A 22,339-nucleotide genomic window follows, 5' to 3' on the forward strand; every position below is an offset into this window, starting at 1 on the left:
GATCATGGCGCGCAACGGATCCGACCATCACTGATTCAGCACCAGTGGCCCACTCCGACACGCTGCTGCAACCGCAGAGCGAAGCCGAGCTGAGCGCCCTGGTGCGCGACCTGCATGCCAGTGGCCGTCCCTGGACGCCGGCGGGGCTGGGAACCCGCCTGCACTGGGGAGCGCCACTGCAGCAGGCCGGACCGGCCATCAGCACCCGCCGCTTGAACGGAATCGTTGACCACGCCGTGGATGACCTCACGATCTCCGTGGAGGCCGGGCTGCCCCTGGCCGATCTTCAGCACGCCCTGGCCGAGCGCGGGCAGTGGCTGCCGGTGGACTGGCCCTGGGGCACGGCAGCGGACCTGGGGAGCAGCGCCGGAACGGTGGGCGGCCTGGTGGCCCGAGGACTCTCGGGCAGTTTGCGCCAGCGCCATCTGGGAGTGCGCGATCAACTGATCGGCATCAGCCTGATGCGCAGCGATGGCGTTGCCGCCAAGGCTGGCGGGCGGGTTGTGAAAAACGTGGCCGGCTACGACCTGATGCGGCTGCTCTGCGGCAGCTGGGGCAGCCTGGCGCTGATCACCGGGGTGACCTTGCGGGTGCAGCCGATCCGCAGAGCGCGAGGCCAGTTGCTGGTGCGAGGAGAGCCCTCCGCCCTCGAGCCACTGCGGCAGGCGGTAGTGGCGGGAGGCTTCACACCCGACTGGATCGACTGGGACCAGAACGAGGCTGAGGGCTGCTGCCTGCGCTTGGGAGTGGCCAGCATCAGTGATGCCGCTGTGCACGACCAGCTCCATCAGATCGAAGCCTTGGCTGGTGCGCTGCACCTCGCCAGCGAGCGCCAGAGCTGGAGCGATCCGCTGCCTGATCCGATCGCTCCCGGATGCGATCCAGCCTGGTTGCTGCGCCTCAACCTGCCGCCAGCCCGTTGCGCCGAACTGCTGGCCAGTGCCAGCTGCCAACAACTCCCAGGCTGGTGTTGGCGCCTCAGTGCCGGACGGGGCAGCGGTGATGCCTGGCAGGTGCAAGGTCAAGCCACCCCCGCCTACGCGATCGCAGCCTTGCGCCGGCACGTGAGCGACCTTGGAGGCGAGCTCACGGTGCTGATTCAACCGTCAGGGGCGGAGCACCAGCCAGAGCTCGAGGCCTGGTTGGATGCTCCCTCCCGCCCCCTGATCGAGGCCGTGAAAAGACAGTTCGACCCCAGACTGCAACTGGCGCGAGGCCGCCTGCCAGGGGTGGCCACACCCCTTAGCTGAGACGTTCTCAGCTCAGCGCGTAGCGGCAGGTGAGAGTGGTGCTCTGGCCGGCGTTGAGCTCCAGCTTGCGATCGCCACTGATCAGGGATTGGCGCGGCCCCGTCCAGGGTTCAAGGCACACCATCGGGCGGGGGGGTTCGGTCCACACCACTGTGAGGTCCATCGGTTCGTGGTGCTGGAGCTGCAGTCGGGTGGCAGCCGCGGTGTCCACCAGGGTCACCGGCCCGGCAGGACGGGTGAGGAAGTCCACGCCGTCCGGCAGACGGCTGAGCTGGGAGGCCGTCTCGGCATCGGCCATCTCCAGGTGATTGAGGCAGCGAGGCGCCAGTCCCTCGAGTGTGGTGCGGGCCAGATCGGTCACGTTGAAATACGGGTGCAGACCGAAGCTGAAGGGCATGGCTTCGCCGCCTTCCGCCGACGTGTTCGTGACCGTGGTCACGATCTCCAGCGCTGAGGCCACAGGGCGCACGTCCATTTGCACCCGGAAGGCGAAGGGATAGGCCGCGCGGGTGTCAGCCGTATCGACAAGGCTGAGCCGCACACCACTTTGATCGTCGAGCAGCTCGATCGTCCAGGGAAGGTTGCGGGCAAAACCGTGCTGCTTGAGGGTGTAAGTGCCGCTGGCCAGAGGAAGGCTGTCGTCGGGCAGGTTGCCGCAGATGGGGAACAACACGGGAATGCCGCCGCGGATGCTCTTGGCAGGGTCGGCGTAGCGCTCCTGATCGAAATAGAGCACTTCGCGGCCGTTGCAGAGCCACTCACTCACCAAACCGCCGCGCTCCGGCACGATGCGCAAACGATCGCCACTGCTGGGATGCACATACTCCCAGTGGGCGTAGGGAGCGGACTGCTGGCGAAAGGTCATGGCCACAGGACTTGCACACCCAAGATTGGCCGGAAATTACCGGGCTGGCTGCGGATCCAAGGTGTTCTCGCCAACACGGGCTGCCAGCCAGTCCAGCAAGGCCCGGTTCACCTGATCGGGAACCTCATCGTGGGGGCAATGGCCGGCGTCGAGCACCACTTCGGTGGTGTTCTCCGGAGCATGGCGCTGGAAGCTCGAGCGCCGTCCGGCGGCATTGATCCAGGGATCGCGGATCCCCCACAGCAGCAGCAACGGCGCCTGCAGGTGGGCAAACAGCTCATCGAGGGGCTGGCCGCGAGGGATGTCGAACACGGTGCGGAACACCCCGAAGGCTCCCGGATCCAGCGACGGGCGGCGGATCGACTCCACGAGCCAATCATCCACATTGGTCTTGTCGATGTACACCTGCCTCAGGGTGCGGCGGATGGTGGCGGGCCGACGCAGATTTTCAAACAACAACCGCTGCAGCACCGGACTCTTCAGCAAGGCAGAACCGATGGTGCGCCGGGCGATCGCCCCCCACCCCCCCGGGCTGGCGGTCTGTTCGTCGCTGAAGGGACCTGCGGCATTGAGCAGCACCACCCCAGCGGCCTGGTCTCCAAGCGCGGCACCGGCCGCCAAGGCGGCAAAGCCCCCCAGGGAATTGCCGGCGATCACCGTGGGGCGGCCAATGCGCTCCTGCACATACGCCACCAGCTGATCGCGCCAGAGCGCACCGCCATAGCTGAGTGCTGCGGGTTTGGCGCTGCGTCCGAACCCGAGCAGATCCACGGCATGCACTTCATGGGTCTGAGCCAGCACAGGAATGTTGTGCCGCCAGTGATCCGTGGAGGCACCGAAACCATGCACCAAGAGCAGGGCAGGGCGCTCCTTCACCTGGGGGTTCTGGGCCGGGTCGTCACCCGCGCACAGACCGTGCACGGCATGGCCCCGGAACTGCCACCACGCTGCCTGGTCGTTGCTCACCACACCTACCGCTTCGGGCCGCGATGCTAGGCATCCCGTTCTTGCGGTGGTCCACCGGGCCGCCAGACCTGCGATGTACGACGACAGCGTCAGCCCATTGCTTCAGGGAGCCACCCTCAGCGGTGGATTGTTCTGGGCGTTGGCCCTCTACCTTCCGCTCAGCGGACCCTTGAGCCGGTTTGAAGCGAGCCTGGAAGGGGGCCCGCTGAATGAATCGTGGCGTCAGGCCGCCCTCGTGATCAGCAGCCTGCTCCTGGCCTTGGCCGTGGGAGTGGTAACGCAGCTGATCCTGGCCTGGGCCCTCGGACCAGGCTGGGCCTCCAGCCTGGCGTTGATCAGCATCGGTTGGGGGTTGTTTATCAGCCTGGCCCGGCGTTAGAGCAGGCCCACCGGCTCGGCAGCCACGTCATCGCTGACGCTGTCGTCGTCATCGGGCTTATTGCCCCCGAGCACGAGGCGCAGCAGCACCGGCGCCAGGAAGGTGGTGCCGATCACCATTAAGAGGATGGCGGCCTCCAGCGAGGGGGACAGCAGCTTGGCGCTAGTGCCCAGACCCAGGAAGATCAGGCCCACTTCGCCGCGGGGCATCATCCCCAGACCCACCACCAAGCGGCGGGTGGGCTGCTTGCTGAGGAAGGCCCAGCCGGCGGCAATCTTGCCGATCACAGCAACCACAAACAGGAAGCCAGCGACCACCAGCGCCGTGCGGCTGGAGGGGTCAGACGGATTGATCACCGAAAGATCCATACCGGCGCCCACCAGCACAAAGAAGATGGTGGCGAACAGGGTCACGATCGGCAGCACCGCCTGCTGAATGGCGTGATTGTGTTTGGAGCTGCTGAGAATCAGACCTGCCGCGAACGCGCCGAGAGCAGCTTCAAGGCCGATGGCCGTGGCGGTGAAGCAGCTCAGGGCCAGGATCACAAACGACGCAACCAGCACCTCACCGGGTGCCTTGAGCTTGTCGATCATCCAATCGAAGGCCGGAGCGGCGGTGCGGCTGAGGCCAATGGCAGCCACCACGAACACTGCCGCCGCAGCCACGAGCTTCACGATCGGGCCGATTTCCAGGTTGCCGCCGGAGGCCAGAGCCACCACCACGGCCAGGATCACGATGCCGAGGATGTCGTCGAGCACGGCCGCACCGATCACAATCTGCCCCTCCCGGGTTTTGAGGAAGCCCAGTTCACCGAACACGCTGGCCGTGATGCCGATGCTCGTGGCCGTCATCGAGGCGCCGGCAAAGATCGCCGGAATGGCATCCACATGGAAGATGGCCATCAGTCCCCAGGTGCCAAAGGCAAAGGGGAGCACCACACCCGCCACAGCCACGGTGAACGCCTGGGCGCCAACGGCGATCAGCTCCTCCAGTTCACTCTCCAGGCCGGTGAGAAAGAGCAGGGCGTAAAGCCCGAGCTCGGCCACCGCTTCCAGCGAGGGGAAGCTCTCGTTGTAGATCTCCGGCACAGCATCCGGGGGGACATTCACCAGGCCGCTCACCAGGCTGATCACCCCATTGCTGAGCTCCACTTGCGTTTCTGGCGGCACCAACAGGTGCAAACCAGAGGCACCGATCAACACCCCGGCGAGCAGTTCCCCAAGGATCGTGGGCAGCTGAAGGCGCACCAGCACCTCCGCCAGCACGCGCGCGGCCACGAAGATCAGGGCGAAACGGGCCACCCCGATCAGGGTTTCGGCCATTTCAAGATCGTGGGCAGAAATTTCCCCAAGCAAGGGCATCAGCAGGGGCGGCATCGCAGCAGCGAGCATCGGACTTGTACGGGCCTCTCCCGCGGACCTTATCCGTAAACGGGGTTTTGCACCGCATGCACCCCTGCCGAACCGACGTGCGATGGGCCACGGTGCGGATGTGCGGTTCTTAACGAACGCCCTTGATTGCGCTGGCTACCTTCCGCGTACCACCAAGTTGCTCTACGGGCGCGCATGACGGTCACCCCCCTCCTGCATCTCTCAGGCTCTGAACACCTTCAGGCGCCAGCGGACGACGAACTGCAGCGCCTTGATGCCTACTGGCGGGCCGCCAACTACCTGGCGGTGGGAATGATCTATCTGCAGGACAATCCGCTGCTGCGGGAGCCGCTGCGGCCTGAGCACATCAAGAATCGGCTTCTGGGCCACTGGGGCTCCAGCCCAGGCCAGGCCTTCATCTGGACCCACGCCAACCGCCTGATCAAGGCCTACGACCTGGACATGATCTACATGTCTGGTCCAGGCCATGGCGCCCCCGGCGCCCGCGGGCCGGTGTACATCGACGGCAGCTACAGCGAGCGCTATCCCGACAAGTCGCTGGACGAAACCGGCCTGAAGAAGTTCTTCAAGATGTTCTCCTTCCCGGGACACATCGGCAGCCACTGCACCGCGGAGATGCCCGGCTCGATTCACGAGGGTGGTGAACTCGGCTACGTGCTCTCCCATGCGGCTGGATCGGTGTTCGACAACCCGGAGCTAATCACTGTCGCTTGCGTCGGTGACGGCGAGGCGGAAACCGGCCCTTTGGCCACCAGCTGGCACATCAACAAATTCCTCAACCCGATCAAAGACGGTGCCGTGCTGCCGGTGCTGCACCTCAACGGCTACAAGATCGCCAACCCCACCATCCTCAGCCGCATCGACCACGAAGAGCTGGACAGCCTCTTCCGCGGGCTGGGCTGGACGCCGATCTTCGTGGAAGGCTGCGATCCAATGGAGATGCACCGCAAGATGGCGGTGGCCATGGAGCAGGCCGTGCTCGAGATCCGGGCCATCCAGGAGCAGGCCCGCAGCAGCGGTGAGGCCTTCCGCCCCCGCTGGCCGATGATCGTGCTCCGCTCCCCCAAGGGCTGGACCGGCCCGCAGGAACTCGACGGCAAGAAGATCGAAAACTTCTGGCGCTCCCACCAGGTGCCGATCGGCGATGTGAAAACCAACCCCGATCACCTGCAGCTGCTGGAGGACTGGATGAAGAGCTACCGCCCCTGGGAGCTCTTTGATGACAGCGGTGCCGTGCGCGAAGAGATCCGGGCGTTATCCCCCAAAGGAGACCGGCGCATGGGTTCCAACCCCCACACCAACGGTGGGGTGTTGCGCAAGGATCTGCGCTTCCCGGAGCTGCGCAACTACGAAGTGCCCGTGGAGATCCCCGGCACAACGGAGAAGGAGAACACCTACCCCCTGGGTGAACTGATCCGCGATCTGATCAGCAACAACCCCGGCGGTTATCGCCTCTTCGGCCCGGACGAAACGGCCTCCAACCGCCTTCAGGCCGTGTACGAAACCACCAAGAAAGCGTGGATGGCGAACTTCCTGCCTGAAGACCTCAACGGCAGCGAGCTGTCCCGCGACGGCGCCGTGGTGGAGATGCTCTCCGAACACACCCTGGTGGGAATGATGGATGGCTACCTGCTCACCGGCCGCTACGGCTTCTTCCACACCTACGAGGCCTTCGCCCACGTGGTGGCCTCGATGTACAACCAGCACTGCAAATGGCTGGAGCACTGCGAGGAGATTCCCTGGAGAGCGCCGATCGCTCCCTGGAATTGCCTGATCTCTTCCACCGTGTGGCGTCAGGACCACAACGGCTTCACCCACCAGGATCCCGGCTTCATGGATCTGGCCGGCAACAAGAAGGGCAGCATCACCCGCGTGTATCTGCCGGCCGATGCCAACAGCCTGCTGGCCGTGGCCGAAAAGGCGCTCACCGAAACTGATGTGGCCAACATCATCGTGTCGGACAAGCAGAAGCATCTGCAGTACCTCACGCTCGATGAGGCCCGCCGCCATGTGGCCAAAGGCGCCGGCATCTGGGAGTGGGCCTGCAACGACAACTGCGGCATCGATCCGGACGAGCCCGACGTGGTGCTCGCCTCCGCCGGCGACATCCCCACCAAGGAATGCCTGGCGGCGATCGAGATTCTGCGTTCAGAAATCCCCCATCTCAAGGTTCGCTACGTGAACGTGGTGAAGCTGTTCGCCATGGCCAACCCGAAGGACCACCCCCACGGCCTCAGTGACCGGGACTTCGAAAGCCTGTTCACACCCGACAAACCGGTGATCTTCAACTTCCACGGCTATCCCTGGCTGATCCACCGCCTCACCTACAACCGCCCGAACCACAACAACTTCCACGTGCGTGGTTACAAGGAGCAGGGCAACATCAACACCCCGCTGGAGCTCGCCATCTGCAACCAGATCGACCGCTTCAACCTGGTGATCGATGTGATCGACCGGGTGGAATCGCTCGGATCCCGGGCCGCCCACGTGAAAGAGCAAATGAAAGACGAGATCCATAAGCACCGCGCCTATGCCCATGAGCACGGCACCGATGCGCCCGAGATCAACAACTGGCGCTGGAGCCTGGGCCGCAGCTCCTGCAACGTCTGAACCGCAGCGCTGATCCAGACCTCAATTCCACGTTTTCACCCTTTTCCCCACCTGCCATGAGCACCTCCCAGCCCCTCGACCTGCGCCTGCCCACCCCCGGCTGTTATGCCGATCCCGAACGGGCCGGCCTGGATGCCGAATCCGTCTTCGACGGCATGACCGAGCACCTGTTCTTCACCCTGGGCAAGCTCGCGCCCTCCGCCAGCCGTCATGACCTCTACATGGCCCTGAGCTATGCGGTGCGCGACCGTCTGATGACCCGCTTCCTCGCCAGCAAGGAGGCGATCCGCGCCAGACCGCAACGCACGGTGGCCTACCTCTCCGCCGAGTTCCTGATCGGCCCTCAGCTGGCCAACAACCTGCTGAACCTGGGCATCCAGAAGGAAGCGGAAGAAGCGCTCAAGCGCTTCGGCATCGAATCCCTGCAGCAGATCCTGGAGGTGGAGGAAGAGCCCGGATTGGGCAATGGCGGCCTGGGCCGTCTGGCCGCCTGCTACATGGAGTCGCTGGCCAGCCTGGAGATCCCAGCCACCGGCTACGGCATCCGCTATGAGTTCGGCATCTTCGACCAGCTGATCCGCGATGGCTGGCAGGTGGAAGTCACCGACAAGTGGCTCAAGGGCGGCTGGCCCTGGGAACTGCCCCAGCCCGACCAGGCCTGCTTCGTGGGCTTCGGCGGCCGCACGGAGAGCTACATCGACGACAAGGGCAGCTACCGCTCCCGCTGGATTCCGTCGGAGCACGCCATCGGCGTTCCCCACGACGTGCCCGTGCTGGGCTACCGCGTGAACACCTGCGACCGCCTGCGCCTGTGGCGGGCCGATGCCACCGAAAGCTTCGATTTCTACGCCTTCAACATCGGCGATTACTACGGCGCCGTGGAAGAGAAGGTGGGCAGTGAAACCCTCTCCAAGGTGCTGTATCCCAACGACGGCACCGATGAAGGTCGCCGCCTGCGCCTCAAGCAGCAGCACTTCTTCGTGAGCTGCTCCCTGCAGGACATGCTGCGCAGCCTCGACAGCCGCGGCCTGTCGGTGGAGAACTTCCCCGAGTACTGGACCGTTCAGCTCAACGACACCCACCCCGCCATCGCCGTGGCGGAGCTGATGCGCCTGCTGATCGACGACCGCCACCTGGAGTGGGAGAAGGCCTGGGACATCACCACCCGCTCGGTGGCCTACACCAACCACACCCTGCTGCCGGAAGCCCTCGAGAAGTGGGACCTGAACCTGTTCAGCAGCCTGCTGCCCCGCCACCTGGAGCTGATCTACGAGATCAACCGCCGCTTCCTGCAACAGGTGCGCTTGCGCTACCCAGGCAATGACGCCATCCAGCGCAAGCTCTCGATCATCGATGAAGACGGCGGCAAGGCCGTGCGCATGGCCCACCTGGCCACCATCGGCGCCCACCATGTGAATGGCGTGGCCGCGCTGCACTCCGATCTGGTGCGTGAACAGCTGATGCCGGAGTTCGCCGAACTCTGGCCGGAGAAGTTCACCAACGTGACCAATGGCGTGACGCCGCGCCGCTGGGTGGCTCTCTCCAACCCCGAGCTCTCAACCCTGCTCGATGAGCATGTGGGCCAAGGTTGGATCACCGACATGGAGCAGCTGCGCCGCCTCGAGGAGCGTCAGCATGACCACGGCTTCCTGGAGCACTGGGGCAACACCAAGCTCTCGGTGAAGCGCAAGCTTTCGGGCTACATCCACCGCAACACCGGCGTGCTGGTGGATCCCTCCAGCCTGTTCGACGTGCAGGTGAAGCGCATCCACGAGTACAAGCGCCAGCACCTCAATGCCCTGCAGGTGATCACCCAGTACCTGCGCATCAAGAACGGCCAGGCCGAGGGCATGGCCCCGCGCACGGTGATCTTCGGCGGCAAGGCGGCTCCCGGCTACTACATGGCCAAGCTGATCATCCGCTTCATCAACGGCATCGCCGAAACGATCAATGCCGACCCCGACATGGACGGCCGCCTGCGGGTGGTGTTCCTGCCCGATTACAACGTGAAACTCGGCGAACAGGTGTATCCTGCCTCGGATCTATCCGAGCAGATCTCCACGGCGGGCAAGGAAGCCTCGGGCACCGGCAACATGAAGTTCGCCATGAACGGCGCCCTCACCATCGGCACCCTCGATGGCGCCAATGTGGAGATCCGGGAGCTTGTGGGTGGTGAGAACTTCTTCCTGTTCGGCAAAACGGTGGAGGAGATCGCGGCCCTCAAGCAGGGCGGCTATCGCCCCTGGGAGGTGATCCAATCGCTCCCCGAGCTGGCGGAAGCCATCCGCCTGGTGGAGATCGGTCACTTCAGCAACGGCGACGGCGAGCTGTTCCGCCCGCTGCTCGACAACCTCACCGGCAATGACCCCTTCTTCGTGATGGCCGACTTCGCCGACTACCTGCGGGCGCAGGACGCCGTGAGCCGTGCCTGGACGGACCGCATGCACTGGAACCGCATGAGCCTGCTGAACACGGCCCGCAGCGGCTTCTTCTCCTCCGACCGCTCGATCCGCGACTACTGCCGCGACATCTGGAAGGTGGAGGCGATGCCGGTGGAGATCACCTGCGACGTGCGCTGAGGCCCCACGGATGCAAGACCTGGCGCTGGTCATCAATCTCGGCAGCTCCAGCCTGAAGGCGGCCCTGGTGGACTCCACCGGGGCCTTTCCTTGGCACAGCGGGCGCAGCCTGCAGCCAGAGGAGAGCCTGGATGGAGTGCTGAGCCGCTGGCTGGAGCCCGAACTGGCGCCCTATCGCGAGGGAATCACCCTGGTAGGCCACCGGGTGGTGCATGGCGGCGAGCGTTTCACCGCTCCCACCCGCATCGATGCGGCGCTGGAAGCCACCCTGGAGGAGCTGGTGCCCCTGGCTCCGCTGCACAATCCCCCGGCCCTGAAGGGTCTGGCCTGGGCGCGCGGCTGGGCGCCAGATCTGCCCCAATGGGCCTGTTTTGATACCGCCTTCCACAGCACCCTGCCGGCGGCGGCCAGTACCTATGCCTTGCCAGCCGAGCTGCGCCAGCGGGGCTTCCGGCGCTTCGGCTTCCATGGCATCAACCACCAGCATGTGGCTGACACCGTGGCAGCCCAGTGGCAGCAACAGGGCCGGGATGCCAACAAGCTGCGCCTGATCAGCGCCCACCTCGGAGCCGGAGCCTCGTTGGCCGCGATCCGGGGCGGACGCTGCATCGACACCACCATGGGCTACACACCATTGGAGGGGCTGGTGATGGCCAGCCGCAGCGGCAGCGTGGATCCGGGGCTGCTGCTGGAACTCCTGCGCGACGGCATGGGCGAAGCCGAGCTGTCACACCTGCTGCAGAAGCAGGCAGGCCTGAAGGGGCTCTCCGGCCTGAGCGGCGACATGCGTGAGATCCGCGAGCAGGCGGCGGCAGGCCACCAGGGAGCGCAGCTGGCGCTGGATGTGTTCCGGCAGCGTTTACTGCAGCTGATCGGCGCCATGGCCGCCAGCCTGCGGGGCGTGGATGTGCTGGCACTCACCGGAGGAATCGGCGAACACGATCAAGCCCTGCGAGCGGAACTTACAGACGCCCTGAGCTGGTTGCCCAACCTGGAGATGGTGATCGTGCCAGCCGATGAGGAAGGGATGATCGCCCTGCTCTGCCGGCGCTCAGCCGCGGTCGGGTAGATCCGGGGTTTGGTGCAGCAGGCGGTTGAGACGCAGCCGATCGGCATTGAGAGGATCGGGGGCCAGCTCGCCGGCCAGTTCACGGAATTTCTGCTCGATGTCCTCGGGCACGCGCACATCAAAGATGCGCTCCATCAAGGCCTCAATCGAAAACAAGTGAGCGTTGATGTTCTCCAGATCGGCCATGGCCTGCTGAAGGGCGTCGGTGGGTTCATCGCCGCCACCAACGGGGGTGGCATGCACCTGGCCGTCGCTGGGGCGAGGTCCGTGCTGCTTCTGGAGATCTTCGAGCACCCGGCCTGAGAGGGTGCGGAACGACTGGAGGGCCGCCCAGCTCAGCTCCTGTTGCTGACGCAAGGTTGGATTCTCCCGGATCAGCCGGTCATGCTCCCGGTAGAAGCGTTGACAATCCGGGCATTGACAGGGCTCTTCTGGCACCGACGACCCACAGCTCAAACTTCATCATGACACCTGATCAGGCCGCCAGCGGTGGCTCCGAGGAAAATCCGCCGTCGTCGCCACCATGACCGTCGCGGCGATCGTCATCGCCATCGACAACGCCTGGCAGGGGAATCTCAATGGAGGTGACGACCTGGATCACATCGCGCAAGCGCATGGAGTCGGCAAACCAACCCATGGCCTGTTCCGTATCACCGCGGCGCTCAGCATCACTGGCCTGATCCTCATGGGCTTCAGCCAGCAGAGCCAGCCAGCAGAGGCAACGGGCTTGAACCACCGACAGATCAAGGTCAGCAGGCTGGGAGTCGGCGATGCGCTCGCTCTCCTGCTGAACAAGAAGCCTTAACCGCAGATCGTGAAGCTGGGTCATGGTTCCGGATTCGTTGCTGCAACGCTAGCGGGAGCGTGCCGTCTGGCCACCCCACTAAATGTAGTAGTGACTACCGGCGCCGCTGTTCAATCTCACGGGGCTGGCGGGACTCGAACCCACGACCTACGGTTTAGGAAACCGTCGCTCTATCCGGCTGAGCTACAGCCCCATCACGCTTCATTATGGGGTTTGAAAGCAGGCGAGGTGATCGCGACCAACCCTGGGCTTCGTGCACAGGCGAGGTTGAGGAAAGTCCGGGCTCCCCGATGGCCAGGCTTGCTGGGTAACGCCCAGTGCGGGTGACCGTGAGGAGAGTGCCACAGAAACACACCGCCGATGGCCCCATGGGAGCAATCCCTTTGGCACAGGCAAGGGTGCAAAGGTGCGGTAAGAGCGCACCAGCAGCATCGAGAGGTGCTGGCTCGGTAAACCCCGGCCGGGAGCAAGGCCCAGGAACAACGGGTGGCCATCATCCCCGTTCCGCCTTTGTGAGCCGCTCGAGGTCGTCGGTAACGGCGATCCCAGATAGATGATCACCCCCCTTCCGCGGAAGGGAGAACAGAACCCGGCTTATGTCCTGCTTTCACCCCTTTCAAGGCGCAGGAACAGCACTGTGATGCAGGAAGCCAACCGCGATCAACAACTGCGTTTGCTCTGGATCGAACTTGGGAACAATCCTGAGCGGCTGCAACGCGCAGAGTTCGACTGCCTGAATGAAGCCCTCACCCACACCTCCAGCGGTCTGAATCCCCACCACGAGCAGCTGGAGTTTCTCGGTGATGCGGTGTTGCGCCTGGCAGCCAGTGAATTCATTGCAACGGCCTATCCCCAGATGCCGGTGGGGGAGCGCTCCAGCCTGCGGGCCCAGCTGGTGAGTGATCGCTGGCTGGCCCAGCTGGGGGAAGCGATCGCCATCGCCCAGTGGTGGCGCATCGGCCCCAAGGCCAGCGGTGATCCCAGCGCAGCCGCCACCATCCGCGCTGAGCTCAGTGAGGCGCTGATCGGCGCGGTGTACCGGATTGCCGGGCTGCAAACGGTGCAGGCCTGGCTGACGCCCCATTGGCAGACCAGCGCCGAAGCGGTGCTCGCCGATCCCTACCGCGGCAACAGCAAATCAGCCCTACAGGAATGGAGCCAGGGCCAGGGGCTGGGTCTGCCCCGATACAGCTGCAGCGAAGTGAGCCAGAGCCACGGCGACCCGAAGCGCTTTCAGGCTTCTGTGACCCTGCCGCCGGATCTCTCTGCCGCAGGCTGGGGTGGGTCGCGGCGCGAGGCCGAACAGCAAGCAGCAGAAGCCTTGATGGCGCAGCTCAAAGCATCCAGCACAGATCGTGCCTAGGCCTCGCCAGCACGCGCGGGCAACAGCGCCCCGCAGCGATCGCAATGGGAGGCCTCGCGACGGTGATCGGCATGGCTGCAATTGGTGCAAACGCGCTGGTCGTGGCGCACCTGCTGCATCGTTTCCACGGTGACGATGCCGGTGGGGATGGCAATGATCCCGAAACCCAGCAGCATCACCACCGCCGCCAGCACCTGACCGAGCACGGTCTGGGGCACGAAATCGCCGTAGCCCACGGTGGTCATGGTCACGATCGCCCAGTACACCCCCTGGCCCACGGTCTGGAACTGGGTGTTGGGATGGTTGCTTTCAATCACCACCATCAGGTAGCCGAGCACCACCTGGGCGAGCACCACGAAAAACAGGAACACGCCGATGCGACGGGCACTGGCCTTGAGCGCCCGGCCCAGCAGCTGGGCCTCATCCATGAAGCGCAGCAGCTTGAACACCCGCAACACCCGACCGAACTTGAACACCCAGAGGATCAGGCCGCTGTTGATCTGGGGCACAAAGAAGAACAGCACCGCCGAGAGGTCGATCAGCCCAAAGAAACTGCGGGCATACACCAGCGGCTTCGGCGACACCCACAGGTGCAGCAGGTAATCGGCCATGAACACCAGCAGGCAGCCCCGCTCGAGTTCATCCACCCAGACCGGGATTTCACCGGGCGCAGCCGCCCGCATCGGATGGGGCTCGACCAACAAACCGGCGACGCTGAGCAGGATCGTCCCGAAGATCACCAGGTTGTAGATCCGGCCCGCACGGGTGTCGGAGTCGAGCACAACCCGCCGTAGCCGCTGACGCAGGGCGAGCTCCATGGCTGTCAGTCGGCGCTGAGGTCGCGCAGGCGCAGGGTCACGAGCTTGTCCCAGTTGCCGCCTTCAAACAGCACAGCCGCCCGGTCGCCACTGATGCGCTGCACAAAGCCGGTGTAGCCGTTATAGATCGAACGCTGATCCACCACCGTCACCGTGGCGCCGGGAAGAATCGGAGCAGCAGATGCCATAGCAAGGGAACGATCAGGCCCTAAGTATTGCGCGCAAGGATGATGACGTGTCGACTGCTTCTGCTCCCATGACTGCTGACGACTGGCTGCCGGTGGGCAAGGTGGTGGCCGTTCAGGGGCTGAAAGGCGAGCTGCGCGTGAACCCAGCGAGCGACTTCCCTGAGCGGTTCACCGAGCCCGGCAGCCGCTGGCTCAAAGCGCGCGGCCAGGCACCGCGAGAAATTGAATTAACCAGCGGCCGGCAGCTGCCCGGCAAGAGTGTGTTTGTGGTGCGCTTTGCCGGAGTGGAGAGCCGCGACGCGGCCGAAGCCTTGGTGGGCCAAACCCTGATGGTGCCCGCCGATGACCGCCCCGAGCTGGCGGAGGGGGAATTTCACCTGCTGGATCTGGTGGGTCTGGAAGCCCGGTTGAGCGCCGATGGGGACGCCATCGGCACCGTGAAGGATCTGATCAGCGGCGGCAACGACCTGCTGGTGCTGGAACGCCCCGACGGCCGCACCCTGATGATCCCCTTCGTGGAGGCGATCGTGCCCGACGTGCATCTGGAGCAGGGCTGGTTGCGGCTCACCCCACCGCCAGGCCTGCTCGAGCTCTGAGTCCAGTCCGGTGACAACACAGGTGACAGCCACAGAGCACCTGCGCGACAATCACCGGCACTTCGTCACGCGCCCCCAGTGACCACCCCTCTGATTCCGGTGATCCTCTGCGGCGGCACCGGCACACGCCTCTGGCCCCTCTCCCGCGCCAGCTATCCCAAGCAGTACTGGCCCCTTGGCGGCAGCGGCGATGAAACCCTGTTGCAGCAGACCCAGCAGCGCCTGGATGGGCTGGAAGGCCTGGCGCCGCCGCTGTTGATCTGCAACGACGACCACCGCTTCATCGTGGCCGAGCAGATGCGCCAGATCGAGGTGGAACCTGGCGCGATCCTGCTGGAGCCCATGGGCCGCAACACCGCCCCGGCTGTAGCGGTGGCCGCTCTCCAGGCCACGGCCCGCGGTGAGGATCCCCTGCTGCTGGTGCTGGCCGCCGACCATGTGATCCGAGATGGAGAGCATTTCCGCGCGGCCATCGCTGCCGGACGCAGCGCCGCCGAGGCAGGGCGCCTGGTGACCTTCGGCATCGTGCCCACCGCACCGGAAACGGGCTACGGCTACATCGAAGCCGCCGAACCGCTGCAGCCTGGGGCCCTCACCCCCGTGCCCATTGCCCGCTTTGTGGAGAAGCCCGACCGCGCCACAGCCGAGCAGTTCCTCGCCAGTGGCCGCTTCACCTGGAACAGCGGCATGTTCCTGTTCAAAGCCAGCGCCATGCTGGCCGAACTCGAGCGTCTGGCACCGGAGGTGGTGAGCTGCTGCCGCGCCGCCTTGGAACAGGACGTGGCCGATCTGGATTTCCTGCGCTTGGAGCGGGAAGCCTTCGCCAAGTGCCCGAGTGTGGCCATCGACGTGGCCGTGATGGAGAAAACCGAGCTGGGCAGCGTGCTTCCCCTGGCCGCCGGCTGGAGTGATGTGGGCAGCTGGAGTGCCCTGTGGGATACCGCCGATCGCGATGACGACGGCAACGTTCTGCGCGGCCGCGTGATCAGCGAGGGCAGCCGCAACTGCTATCTGCGCAGCGAACACCGCCTGGTGGTGGGCCTGGGCGTGGAGAACCTGGTGGTGGTGGAAACCGACGACGCCGTGCTGATTGCCGATCGCAGCCAGGCCCAGAACGTGAAGACGATCGTGAAGCAGCTGGAGGCCGACGGCAGCCCAGAAGGCAAGGCCCATCGCAAGATCTACCGTCCCTGGGGCCATTACACCGGTGTGGTGGAAGACAGCCGCTGGCAGGTGAAGCGCATCTCCGTGAAACCCGGCGCCAGCCTCTCGCTGCAGATGCACCACCACCGCGCCGAACATTGGATCGTGGTGAAGGGCACAGCCTTGGTGGAACGCGATGGTGACCAGCAGCTAATCGGCGAAAACCAGAGCACCTACATCCCCCTCGGTTGCCGGCACCGGCTCACCAACCCCGGCCGCATCCCGGTGGAACTGATCGAAGTGCAGAGCGGCGCTTATCTGGGTGAAGACGACATCGTGCGCTTCGACGATGTGTACGGCCGCAGCGATGCGGCCGCACGAGCCGCCCTCACTCCACAGTGACGCTCTTGGCCAGGTTGCGGGGCTGATCCACATCCAGGCCCCGATGGGCCGCGATGTGATAACTCAGCATCTGCATGGGCACCACGGTGAGCAGGGGGCTGATCCACTCGCTCACCGCCGGCACGGGCAGTAGCTCATCAAACAGATCCGTGTCCGGACCTTCGGGGGCCACCCCGATCAGCTGGGCATCGCGAGCCTTGGCTTCCTGGGCATTGCTGAGCACTTTCTCGAACACCACCCCGGGCACAGCGATCGACACCACCGGCACCCGGGCGTCGAGCAACGCGATCGGCCCATGCTTCATCTCGCCGGCCGGATAGCCCTCGGCGTGGATGTAGCTGATCTCCTTGAGCTTGAGCGCCCCTTCCAGGGCGATCGGGTAGTTGATGCCGCGCCCCAGGAAAATCACATCCTGGGTGTCGGCAAACCGGTGCGCCATCGCTTCTGAGCGCTGATCGTGCTGCTCCACCAAGGCACTGAGCTGCTCGGGCAGGCCGCGGAGTTCGCTGATCAAGCCGGCAAGTTCCGCCTCACTGCGGCTGTGGCGGCGGGCGGCAAAGGCCAGGGCCAGGGCATAAAAGGCGAGCAGCTGGCCCAGGAAGGTCTTGGTGGCCGCCACGCCCACCTCGATGCCGGCACCGATGTCGAGGATGTGGGGCACCTGCCGAGCCAGGGAACTCTCCGGCCGGTTGGTCACCCCCAGCTGCCGGGGGGCAAAGGCGGGATCGCCATGGCCCTGGCGGCGCTGCACATCCATGGCCAGGGCCGCGAGCGTGTCGGCCGTTTCACCCGACTGGGTGACACCGATGGTGAGGGTGTTGGGCGCCAGCGGCGGCGGCGCATAACGGAATTCACTGGCGTAATCCACGCTGGTGGGGACACCGGCGAACTGCTCCAGCAGGTAGGCCCCCACCAGAGCGGCATGGCGACTGGTGCCGCAGGCCAGGATCTGAATGCGTTCGATGCCGCTGTAAAAGGCGTCGTCGAAGGGCAAGGCCACCGGTTGCTGCGCCGGTAACCCCTTCGGCAGATGGCGCTCCACCCAGAGCCGGGCAGTCTCGGGCTGCTCGTGGATTTCCTTGAGCATGAAGTGGCGGAAATGCCGCTTGTCGGCCACATGCTCCTGGCCGCTGAGCAGGGAGGGGCTGCGCTGTTGGCGTGCCCCGCTGGCGTCGTAGAGCTCGATCCCCAAGGGACCGAGCAGGGCCACCTCCCCATCCTCCATGGGCAGAATCGTGCGCGTGAAACCGGCCAGAGCGGGCGTATCGCTGGCGCAGAGAAACTCCCCCTCGCCCAAACCGATCAGCAGGGGAGCCGCCTTGCGGGCCACCACCAGCGCTCCGGGCACCTCCGCCCAGAGCACGGCCAGGGCATAGGCCCCCTGCAGGCGGGGCAGCACCGCTTGCACGGCTTCCAGCAGCAGCGCGCCATCGGCAGCGCGGCCAGCGGCCTGCAAGCGTGCCAATTCAGCAGCCACCAGGTGGGGGATCACCTCGGTGTCGGTGTCCGAGAGGAAGGTCACACCGTTGGCGCTGAGCTCTTCGCGCAGCGCTCGGTGGTTTTCGATGATGCCGTTCTGCACCACGGCCACGGCACCGCTGCCATCGCGATGGGGATGGGCGTTGTGCTCCTCAGGCTTGCCATGGGTGGCCCAGCGGGTGTGGCCGATGCCCACCAAGCCCGGGGCACCGTCGCGCTCCACCCGGGCCGACAGATTCACCAGCTTGCCCTTGGCGCGGATGCAATGCAGCTGCCCCGACTCCACCGTGGCCACGCCGGCGGAGTCGTAGCCGCGATATTCCAGTTGGCGAAGACCCTCGAGCAGCAGGGGTGCCGCATCCCGGGAACCGATCACCGCAACGATTCCGCACATACAAAAAAGCCCGGCACTGCCGGGCTGAGCTTATGGGTTGTGGAGCAGAAAAAACTGTGAAACGCACCAAGCGTTGAAACGATCAGTACGACAGGCCCATGCTGCGGCTGGTTTCATCACCGAGGTACACGCGGATGCTGAGGAAGTCGGTGGGGCAGGCGGTTTCGCAGCGCTTGCAGCCCACGCAATCCTCGGTGCGGGGAGAGGACGCGATCTGACCGGCCTTGCAGCCATCCCAGGGCACCATCTCGAGCACATCGAGAGGGCAGGCACGCACGCACTGGGTGCAGCCGATGCAGGTGTCGTAGATCTTGACGGCGTGGGACATGAGCCCGTCTCGGTGCAATTGACTTGGCGTCAACGTACCCGCCACAACCGCCTCTGAGATCGTGCTCGCGCTTCGCCGTCACTGTTGTTAACGCCCGTGACTGGTGCGGCCGGCGTCAGCCCGTAAGATGCGGCGTCCCGTCTTCACGGCCATGTCTCAGGAAGCAATCCTCGAAAAAGTCCGTTCGATCGTGGCGGAGCAGCTCAGCGTCGACGCCGGTGAAGTCAAGCCGGAGTCCAATTTTCAGAACGATCTGGGCGCCGACTCTCTCGACACCGTCGAGCTGGTGATGGCCCTGGAAGAAGCGTTCGACATCGAAATTCCCGACGAAGCCGCCGAAGGCATCACCACCGTCGGTGACGCCGTTAAGTACATCGAAGACAAGCAGGCCTGAGGTTCCGCAGCATGGTGGAGGGTCTCCAACGCGTCGTGGTCACCGGCCTTGGCGCGGTGACACCGATCGGCAACAGCGTTGCCGACTACTGGGACGGGCTCACGTCCGGCCGCAACGGCGTCGCAGGCATCACCCTGTTCGACGCGTCTGCACACGCTTGCCGCTTTGCCGCGGAAGTGAAGGCATTCGATCCAACGGGGTTCATTGAGCCCAAAGACGCCAAGCGCTGGGATCGCTTCAGCAAATTCGGTGTGGTGGCAGCCCAACAGGCTCTGGCTGATTCCGGCCTGGAGATCACTCCAGATAACGCTGAGCGCATCGGCATCATCATCGGGTCGGGCGTGGGCGGTTTGCTCACGATGGAAACCCAGGCCCACGTGCTCGACGGCAAAGGGCCCGGCCGCGTGAGCCCCTTCACCGTGCCGATGATGATTCCGAACATGGCCACAGGTCTGGCGGCGATCGCCGTGGGTGCCAAGGGTCCAAGCTCGGCGGTGGCCACCGCCTGTGCCGCGGGATCCAATGCCATCGGTGATGCGTTCCGCCTGCTCCAGCTGGGCAAGGCCGACGCCATGCTCTGCGGCGGGGCGGAATCGGCGATCACCCCCCTGGGGGTGGCTGGATTCGCCAGTGCCAAAGCGCTGTCGTTCCGCAACGATGACCCGGCCACGGCCAGCCGCCCCTTCGACCGCGATCGGGACGGCTTCGTGATCGGCGAAGGAGCCGGCATGCTGGTGCTCGAAACCCTCAGCCACGCCGAAGCTCGCGGTGCCACCATCCTTGCCGAGGTGGTCGGCTACGGCACCACCTGCGATGCCCATCACATCACCTCGCCCACACCGGGGGGTGTGGGTGGTGCAGCCGCCATGCGCCTCGCCCTGGACGACGGTGGTGTGTCAGCGGCGAGTGTGGATTACGTGAATGCCCACGGCACCAGCACCCCCGCCAACGACAGCAACGAAACCGCTGCCATCAAGAGCGCTCTCGGTGATCGTGCCCTGCAGATCCCGGTGAGCTCCACCAAGTCGATGACCGGCCATCTGCTGGGTGGCTCCGGCGGGATTGAAGCCGTGGCCTGCGTGCTGGCACTGCAGCACAACGTGGTTCCTCCCACGATCAACCACGCCAATCCCGATCCCGACTGTGATCTGGATGTCGTTCCCAACACAGCTCGAGACCACAAACTGGAGACGGTGCTTTCCAACTCCTTTGGCTTCGGCGGTCATAACGTCTGCCTGGCTTTCCGCTCGATGGGGTGAGCGGCGACACCGCACCCCTGCTTCAAACTGTCCGCAACGCACTTTTCACCATGGTCGCAGCGCCCGCCTCTCTCGACACGCTCTGCATCAACAGCATCCGGATGCTGGCCGTCGATGCCATCAACAAATCCAAGAGCGGCCATCCCGGCCTGCCGATGGGCTGCGCACCCTTGGGTTATGCGCTGTGGGACAAGTTTCTCAAGCACAACCCCAAGAACCCCAAGTGGTTCAACCGCGACCGCTTTGTGCTCTCGGCGGGTCACGGCTGCATGCTCCTGTACGCGCTGCTGCACCTCACCGGCTACGACTCAGTGTCGATCGACGACATCAAGCAGTTCCGCCAGTGGGGCTCCAAGACGCCCGGCCACCCCGAAACCTTTGAAACTCCTGGTGTTGAAGTAACCACCGGCCCCCTGGGCGCCGGCATCTCCAACGCCGTGGGTCTGGCGATCGCTGAATCCCACCTGGCCGCCAAGTTCAACAAGCCCGGCGCCACCCTCGTGGATCACTACACCTATGTGGTGATGGGGGATGGCTGCAACCAGGAAGGCATCGCTTCGGAAGCCTGCTCCCTGGCCGGCCACCTGAAGCTGGGCAAGCTGATCGCCCTCTACGACGACAACCACATCACCATCGACGGCCGCACGGACGTGTCCTTCACCGAGGACGTGCTCAAGCGCTACGAGGCCTACGGCTGGCATGTGCAGCACGTGGCCGACGGCAACACCGATGTGGACGCCATCGCCAAGGCGATCGAAGCCGCCAAGGCCGTGACCGACAAGCCGTCGATCATCAAGGTGACCACCACCATCGGCTACGGCTCCCCCAACAAGGGCGACACCGCCGGCGTGCACGGTGCACCCCTGGGTGAAGACGAAACCGTCCTGACCCGTCAGCAGCTGGGCTGGGAGTACGGCCCCTTCGAAGTGCCCCAGGAGGCTTACGACCAGTTCCGCCAGGCGATCGAGCGTGGCGCCAGCCTCGAAGCCGAGTGGAACCAGACCCTGGCCACCTACCGCACCCAGTTCCCCGCTGAAGCGGCTGAGTTCGAGCGCATGCTGCGCGGTGAACTGCCCGAGGGTTGGGACAAGGATCTGCCCACCGCTGGCCCCGACGAGAAGGGTCTGGCCACCCGCAAGCACTCCCAGATCTGCCTGGGCGCCCTCGGCCCCAACCTGCCTGAGCTGATCGGTGGCTCCGCCGACCTCACCCACTCCAACTACACCGACATCAAGGGCGAAACCGGTTCCTACCAGCCGGAAACCCCTGAGAAGCGCTACCTGCACTTCGGTGTGCGTGAGCACGCCATGGCGGCCATCCTCAACGGCATCGCCTATCACGACAGCGGCCTGATCCCCTACGGCGGCACCTTCCTGGTGTTCGCCGACTACATGCGCGGCTCCATGCGCCTGTCGGCCCTAAGTGAACTGGGTGTGATCTACGTGCTCACCCACGACTCCATCGGCGTCGGCGAAGACGGTCCCACCCACCAGCCGATCGAGACCATTCCCTCCCTGCGCGCCATGCCCGGGATGCTGGTGTTCCGTCCTGGCGATGCCAACGAAACCAGTGGTGCCTACAAGCTGGCGATTCAAAACCGCAAGCGCCCCAGCGCCCTGTGCCTCAGCCGTCAGGGCATGGCCAACCAGGCCAATTCCTCGATCGACAAGGTGGCTCTGGGCGGCTATGTGCTCGAAGACTGCGAAGGCACCCCCGATCTGATCCTGATCGGCACCGGCACCGAGCTCGACCTCTGCGTGCAGGCCGCCAAGCAGCTCAGCGCCGAAGGCAAGAAGGTGCGCGTGGTGTCCATGCCCTGCGTGGAACTGTTCGATGAGCAAAGCGACGCCTACAAGGAAGAAGTGCTCCCCAACGCTGTGCGCAAGCGCATGGTGGTGGAAGCTGCTGAATCCTTCGGCTGGCACCGTTTCATCGGCCTCGATGGTGACAGCGTCACCATGAACCGCTTCGGTGCATCCGCCCCCGGTGGAACCTGCCTCAAGGAGTTCGGCTTCACGGTTGAGAACGTTGTGGCAAAATCCAAAGCCCTGCTTGGATGAC

At 64.9% G+C, this 22,339-nt stretch carries 20 protein-coding genes, 1 tRNA gene and 1 other RNA gene; 12 read left to right on the top strand and 10 right to left on the bottom strand.

What is annotated here, in order from left to right; genetic code table 11:
• The first annotated feature begins 44 nt into the window (after positions 1 to 44).
• A complete protein-coding gene (locus KQ296_RS03025) occupies positions 45 to 1,250 on the top strand; it encodes an FAD-binding oxidoreductase (protein WP_011932144.1) in 1,206 nt (401 codons plus the stop codon).
• A 7-nt stretch (positions 1,251 to 1,257) separates the two neighbouring features.
• On the opposite strand, the gene KQ296_RS03030 is transcribed toward KQ296_RS03025, so the two are convergent.
• Together KQ296_RS03030 and KQ296_RS03035 are read right to left on the bottom strand one after the other, a co-directional pair.
• A complete protein-coding gene (locus KQ296_RS03030) occupies positions 1,258 to 2,115 on the bottom strand; it encodes a galactose mutarotase (RefSeq protein WP_041428329.1) in 858 nt (285 codons plus the stop codon).
• A 36-nt stretch (positions 2,116 to 2,151) separates the two neighbouring features.
• Complete coding sequence (locus tag KQ296_RS03035; RefSeq protein WP_011932142.1) at positions 2,152 to 3,084, bottom strand: alpha/beta fold hydrolase; 933 nt, start codon at positions 3,082 to 3,084, stop codon at positions 2,152 to 2,154.
• A gap of 70 nt (positions 3,085 to 3,154) precedes the next feature.
• Here KQ296_RS03035 and KQ296_RS03040 point away from each other — a divergent pair, with 70 nt between their 5' ends.
• Positions 3,155 to 3,460, top strand: coding sequence for a hypothetical protein (locus KQ296_RS03040; RefSeq protein WP_011932141.1), 306 nt, complete (start codon positions 3,155 to 3,157; stop codon positions 3,458 to 3,460).
• Here the strand turns inward: KQ296_RS03040 and KQ296_RS03045 are convergent.
• Complete coding sequence (locus KQ296_RS03045; RefSeq protein WP_011932140.1) at positions 3,457 to 4,851, bottom strand: cation:proton antiporter; 1,395 nt, start codon at positions 4,849 to 4,851, stop codon at positions 3,457 to 3,459. The genes KQ296_RS03040 and KQ296_RS03045 overlap by 4 nt on opposite strands.
• Positions 4,852 to 5,025: 174 nt before the next feature.
• Here KQ296_RS03045 and KQ296_RS03050 point away from each other — a divergent pair, with 174 nt between their 5' ends.
• From KQ296_RS03050 to KQ296_RS03060, 3 genes are read left to right on the top strand one after another with little or no spacing between them, the layout of a single operon-like run.
• Positions 5,026 to 7,461, top strand: a complete 2,436-nt coding sequence (locus KQ296_RS03050; RefSeq protein ID WP_011932139.1) for a phosphoketolase — start codon at positions 5,026 to 5,028, stop codon at positions 7,459 to 7,461.
• Between the two features lie 56 nt (positions 7,462 to 7,517).
• Complete coding sequence (locus tag KQ296_RS03055; RefSeq protein ID WP_011932138.1) at positions 7,518 to 10,040, top strand: glycogen/starch/alpha-glucan phosphorylase; 2,523 nt, start codon at positions 7,518 to 7,520, stop codon at positions 10,038 to 10,040.
• A gap of 10 nt (positions 10,041 to 10,050) precedes the next feature.
• Positions 10,051 to 11,109 carry an acetate/propionate family kinase gene (locus KQ296_RS03060; protein WP_011932137.1) on the top strand — a complete coding sequence of 353 codons (1,059 nt, stop codon included), beginning with the start codon at positions 10,051 to 10,053 and terminating at the stop codon, positions 11,107 to 11,109.
• Here KQ296_RS03060 and KQ296_RS03065 read toward each other — a convergent pair.
• From KQ296_RS03065 to KQ296_RS03075, 3 genes are all read right to left on the bottom strand, one after another.
• Positions 11,092 to 11,547, bottom strand: a complete 456-nt coding sequence (locus KQ296_RS03065; protein WP_011932136.1) for a hypothetical protein — start codon at positions 11,545 to 11,547, stop codon at positions 11,092 to 11,094. The two genes, KQ296_RS03060 and KQ296_RS03065, sit on opposite strands and share 18 nt — an antisense overlap.
• 37 nt (positions 11,548 to 11,584) lie before the next feature.
• Positions 11,585 to 11,938: a hypothetical protein gene (locus tag KQ296_RS03070; RefSeq protein WP_011932135.1), complete on the bottom strand. Its 354-nt coding sequence runs from the start codon at positions 11,936 to 11,938 to the stop codon at positions 11,585 to 11,587.
• Positions 11,939 to 12,033: 95 nt separating this feature from the next.
• Positions 12,034 to 12,107, bottom strand: a tRNA-Arg gene (locus tag KQ296_RS03075).
• 22 nt (positions 12,108 to 12,129) lie between these two features.
• Between KQ296_RS03075 and rnpB the strand changes: the two genes are divergently transcribed.
• Positions 12,130 to 12,527: RNase P RNA component class A (gene rnpB / locus KQ296_RS03080), an RNA gene on the top strand.
• 27 nt (positions 12,528 to 12,554) lie between these two features.
• The gene (locus tag KQ296_RS03085) at positions 12,555 to 13,277 is read left to right on the top strand and encodes a ribonuclease III family protein (RefSeq protein WP_011932134.1); all 723 of its coding nucleotides are present in this window, start codon (positions 12,555 to 12,557) and stop codon (positions 13,275 to 13,277) included.
• Here the strand turns inward: KQ296_RS03085 and KQ296_RS03090 are convergent.
• Together KQ296_RS03090 and KQ296_RS03095 are read right to left on the bottom strand one after the other, a co-directional pair.
• The gene (locus tag KQ296_RS03090; RefSeq protein WP_011932133.1) at positions 13,274 to 14,095 is read right to left on the bottom strand and encodes an ion transporter; all 822 of its coding nucleotides are present in this window, start codon (positions 14,093 to 14,095) and stop codon (positions 13,274 to 13,276) included. The two genes, KQ296_RS03085 and KQ296_RS03090, sit on opposite strands and share 4 nt — an antisense overlap.
• 5 nt (positions 14,096 to 14,100) lie before the next feature.
• Positions 14,101 to 14,283 carry an NAD(P)H dehydrogenase subunit NdhS gene (locus tag KQ296_RS03095; RefSeq protein ID WP_011932132.1) on the bottom strand — a complete coding sequence of 61 codons (183 nt, stop codon included), beginning with the start codon at positions 14,281 to 14,283 and terminating at the stop codon, positions 14,101 to 14,103.
• Between the two features lie 68 nt (positions 14,284 to 14,351).
• Between KQ296_RS03095 and rimM the strand changes: the two genes are divergently transcribed.
• Complete coding sequence (rimM, locus tag KQ296_RS03100; RefSeq protein ID WP_011932131.1) at positions 14,352 to 14,879, top strand: ribosome maturation factor RimM; 528 nt, start codon at positions 14,352 to 14,354, stop codon at positions 14,877 to 14,879.
• A 78-nt stretch (positions 14,880 to 14,957) separates the two neighbouring features.
• The gene (locus KQ296_RS03105; RefSeq protein WP_011932130.1) at positions 14,958 to 16,424 is read left to right on the top strand and encodes a mannose-1-phosphate guanylyltransferase/mannose-6-phosphate isomerase; all 1,467 of its coding nucleotides are present in this window, start codon (positions 14,958 to 14,960) and stop codon (positions 16,422 to 16,424) included.
• Here the strand turns inward: KQ296_RS03105 and glmS are convergent.
• Both glmS and psaC read right to left on the bottom strand, forming a co-directional pair.
• A complete protein-coding gene (gene glmS, locus KQ296_RS03110) occupies positions 16,411 to 18,297 on the bottom strand; it encodes a glutamine--fructose-6-phosphate transaminase (isomerizing) (RefSeq protein ID WP_011932129.1) in 1,887 nt (628 codons plus the stop codon). The two genes, KQ296_RS03105 and glmS, sit on opposite strands and share 14 nt — an antisense overlap.
• 82 nt (positions 18,298 to 18,379) lie before the next feature.
• Positions 18,380 to 18,625: a photosystem I iron-sulfur center protein PsaC gene (gene psaC, locus KQ296_RS03115; RefSeq protein ID WP_006042515.1), complete on the bottom strand. Its 246-nt coding sequence runs from the start codon at positions 18,623 to 18,625 to the stop codon at positions 18,380 to 18,382.
• A gap of 151 nt (positions 18,626 to 18,776) precedes the next feature.
• Between psaC and acpP the strand changes: the two genes are divergently transcribed.
• From acpP to tkt, 3 genes are read left to right on the top strand one after another with little or no spacing between them, the layout of a single operon-like run.
• Positions 18,777 to 19,019, top strand: coding sequence for an acyl carrier protein (acpP, locus tag KQ296_RS03120; RefSeq protein WP_007099572.1), 243 nt, complete (start codon positions 18,777 to 18,779; stop codon positions 19,017 to 19,019).
• 11 nt (positions 19,020 to 19,030) lie between these two features.
• A complete protein-coding gene (gene fabF / locus KQ296_RS03125; RefSeq protein WP_011932128.1) occupies positions 19,031 to 20,278 on the top strand; it encodes a beta-ketoacyl-ACP synthase II in 1,248 nt (415 codons plus the stop codon).
• A gap of 50 nt (positions 20,279 to 20,328) precedes the next feature.
• On the top strand, positions 20,329 to 22,338 hold the full coding sequence (tkt, locus tag KQ296_RS03130; protein ID WP_011932127.1) for a transketolase: 2,010 nt from the start codon (positions 20,329 to 20,331) through the stop codon (positions 22,336 to 22,338).
• The last annotated feature ends 1 nt before the right edge of the window (position 22,339 follow it).

Origin of the sequence: Synechococcus sp. CS-197 (genome assembly GCF_025128215.1) — a bacterium.
GTDB lineage: Bacteria > Cyanobacteriota > Cyanobacteriia > PCC-6307 > Cyanobiaceae > Synechococcus_C.

What these genes read in the sequence shown, in the direction of transcription:
- KQ296_RS03030 (WP_041428329.1), bottom strand. Translation starts at nt 2,115, where the DNA reads ATGACCTTTCGCCAGCAGTCCGCTCCCTACGCCCACTGGGAGTATGTG.
- KQ296_RS03040 (WP_011932141.1), top strand. Translation starts at nt 3,155, where the DNA reads ATGTACGACGACAGCGTCAGCCCATTGCTTCAGGGAGCCACCCTCAGC.
- KQ296_RS03045 (WP_011932140.1), bottom strand. Translation starts at nt 4,851, where the DNA reads ATGCTCGCTGCTGCGATGCCGCCCCTGCTGATGCCCTTGCTTGGGGAA.
- KQ296_RS03050 (WP_011932139.1), top strand. Translation starts at nt 5,026, where the DNA reads ATGACGGTCACCCCCCTCCTGCATCTCTCAGGCTCTGAACACCTTCAG.
- KQ296_RS03055 (WP_011932138.1), top strand. Translation starts at nt 7,518, where the DNA reads ATGAGCACCTCCCAGCCCCTCGACCTGCGCCTGCCCACCCCCGGCTGT.
- KQ296_RS03060 (WP_011932137.1), top strand. Translation starts at nt 10,051, where the DNA reads ATGCAAGACCTGGCGCTGGTCATCAATCTCGGCAGCTCCAGCCTGAAG.
- KQ296_RS03070 (WP_011932135.1), bottom strand. Translation starts at nt 11,938, where the DNA reads ATGACCCAGCTTCACGATCTGCGGTTAAGGCTTCTTGTTCAGCAGGAG.
- KQ296_RS03085 (WP_011932134.1), top strand. Translation starts at nt 12,555, where the DNA reads ATGCAGGAAGCCAACCGCGATCAACAACTGCGTTTGCTCTGGATCGAA.
- KQ296_RS03090 (WP_011932133.1), bottom strand. Translation starts at nt 14,095, where the DNA reads ATGGAGCTCGCCCTGCGTCAGCGGCTACGGCGGGTTGTGCTCGACTCC.
- KQ296_RS03095 (WP_011932132.1), bottom strand. Translation starts at nt 14,283, where the DNA reads ATGGCATCTGCTGCTCCGATTCTTCCCGGCGCCACGGTGACGGTGGTG.
- rimM (WP_011932131.1), top strand. Translation starts at nt 14,352, where the DNA reads ATGACTGCTGACGACTGGCTGCCGGTGGGCAAGGTGGTGGCCGTTCAG.
- glmS (WP_011932129.1), bottom strand. Translation starts at nt 18,297, where the DNA reads ATGTGCGGAATCGTTGCGGTGATCGGTTCCCGGGATGCGGCACCCCTG.
- psaC (WP_006042515.1), bottom strand. Translation starts at nt 18,625, where the DNA reads ATGTCCCACGCCGTCAAGATCTACGACACCTGCATCGGCTGCACCCAG.
- acpP (WP_007099572.1), top strand. Translation starts at nt 18,777, where the DNA reads ATGTCTCAGGAAGCAATCCTCGAAAAAGTCCGTTCGATCGTGGCGGAG.
- fabF (WP_011932128.1), top strand. Translation starts at nt 19,031, where the DNA reads ATGGTGGAGGGTCTCCAACGCGTCGTGGTCACCGGCCTTGGCGCGGTG.
- tkt (WP_011932127.1), top strand. Translation starts at nt 20,329, where the DNA reads ATGGTCGCAGCGCCCGCCTCTCTCGACACGCTCTGCATCAACAGCATC.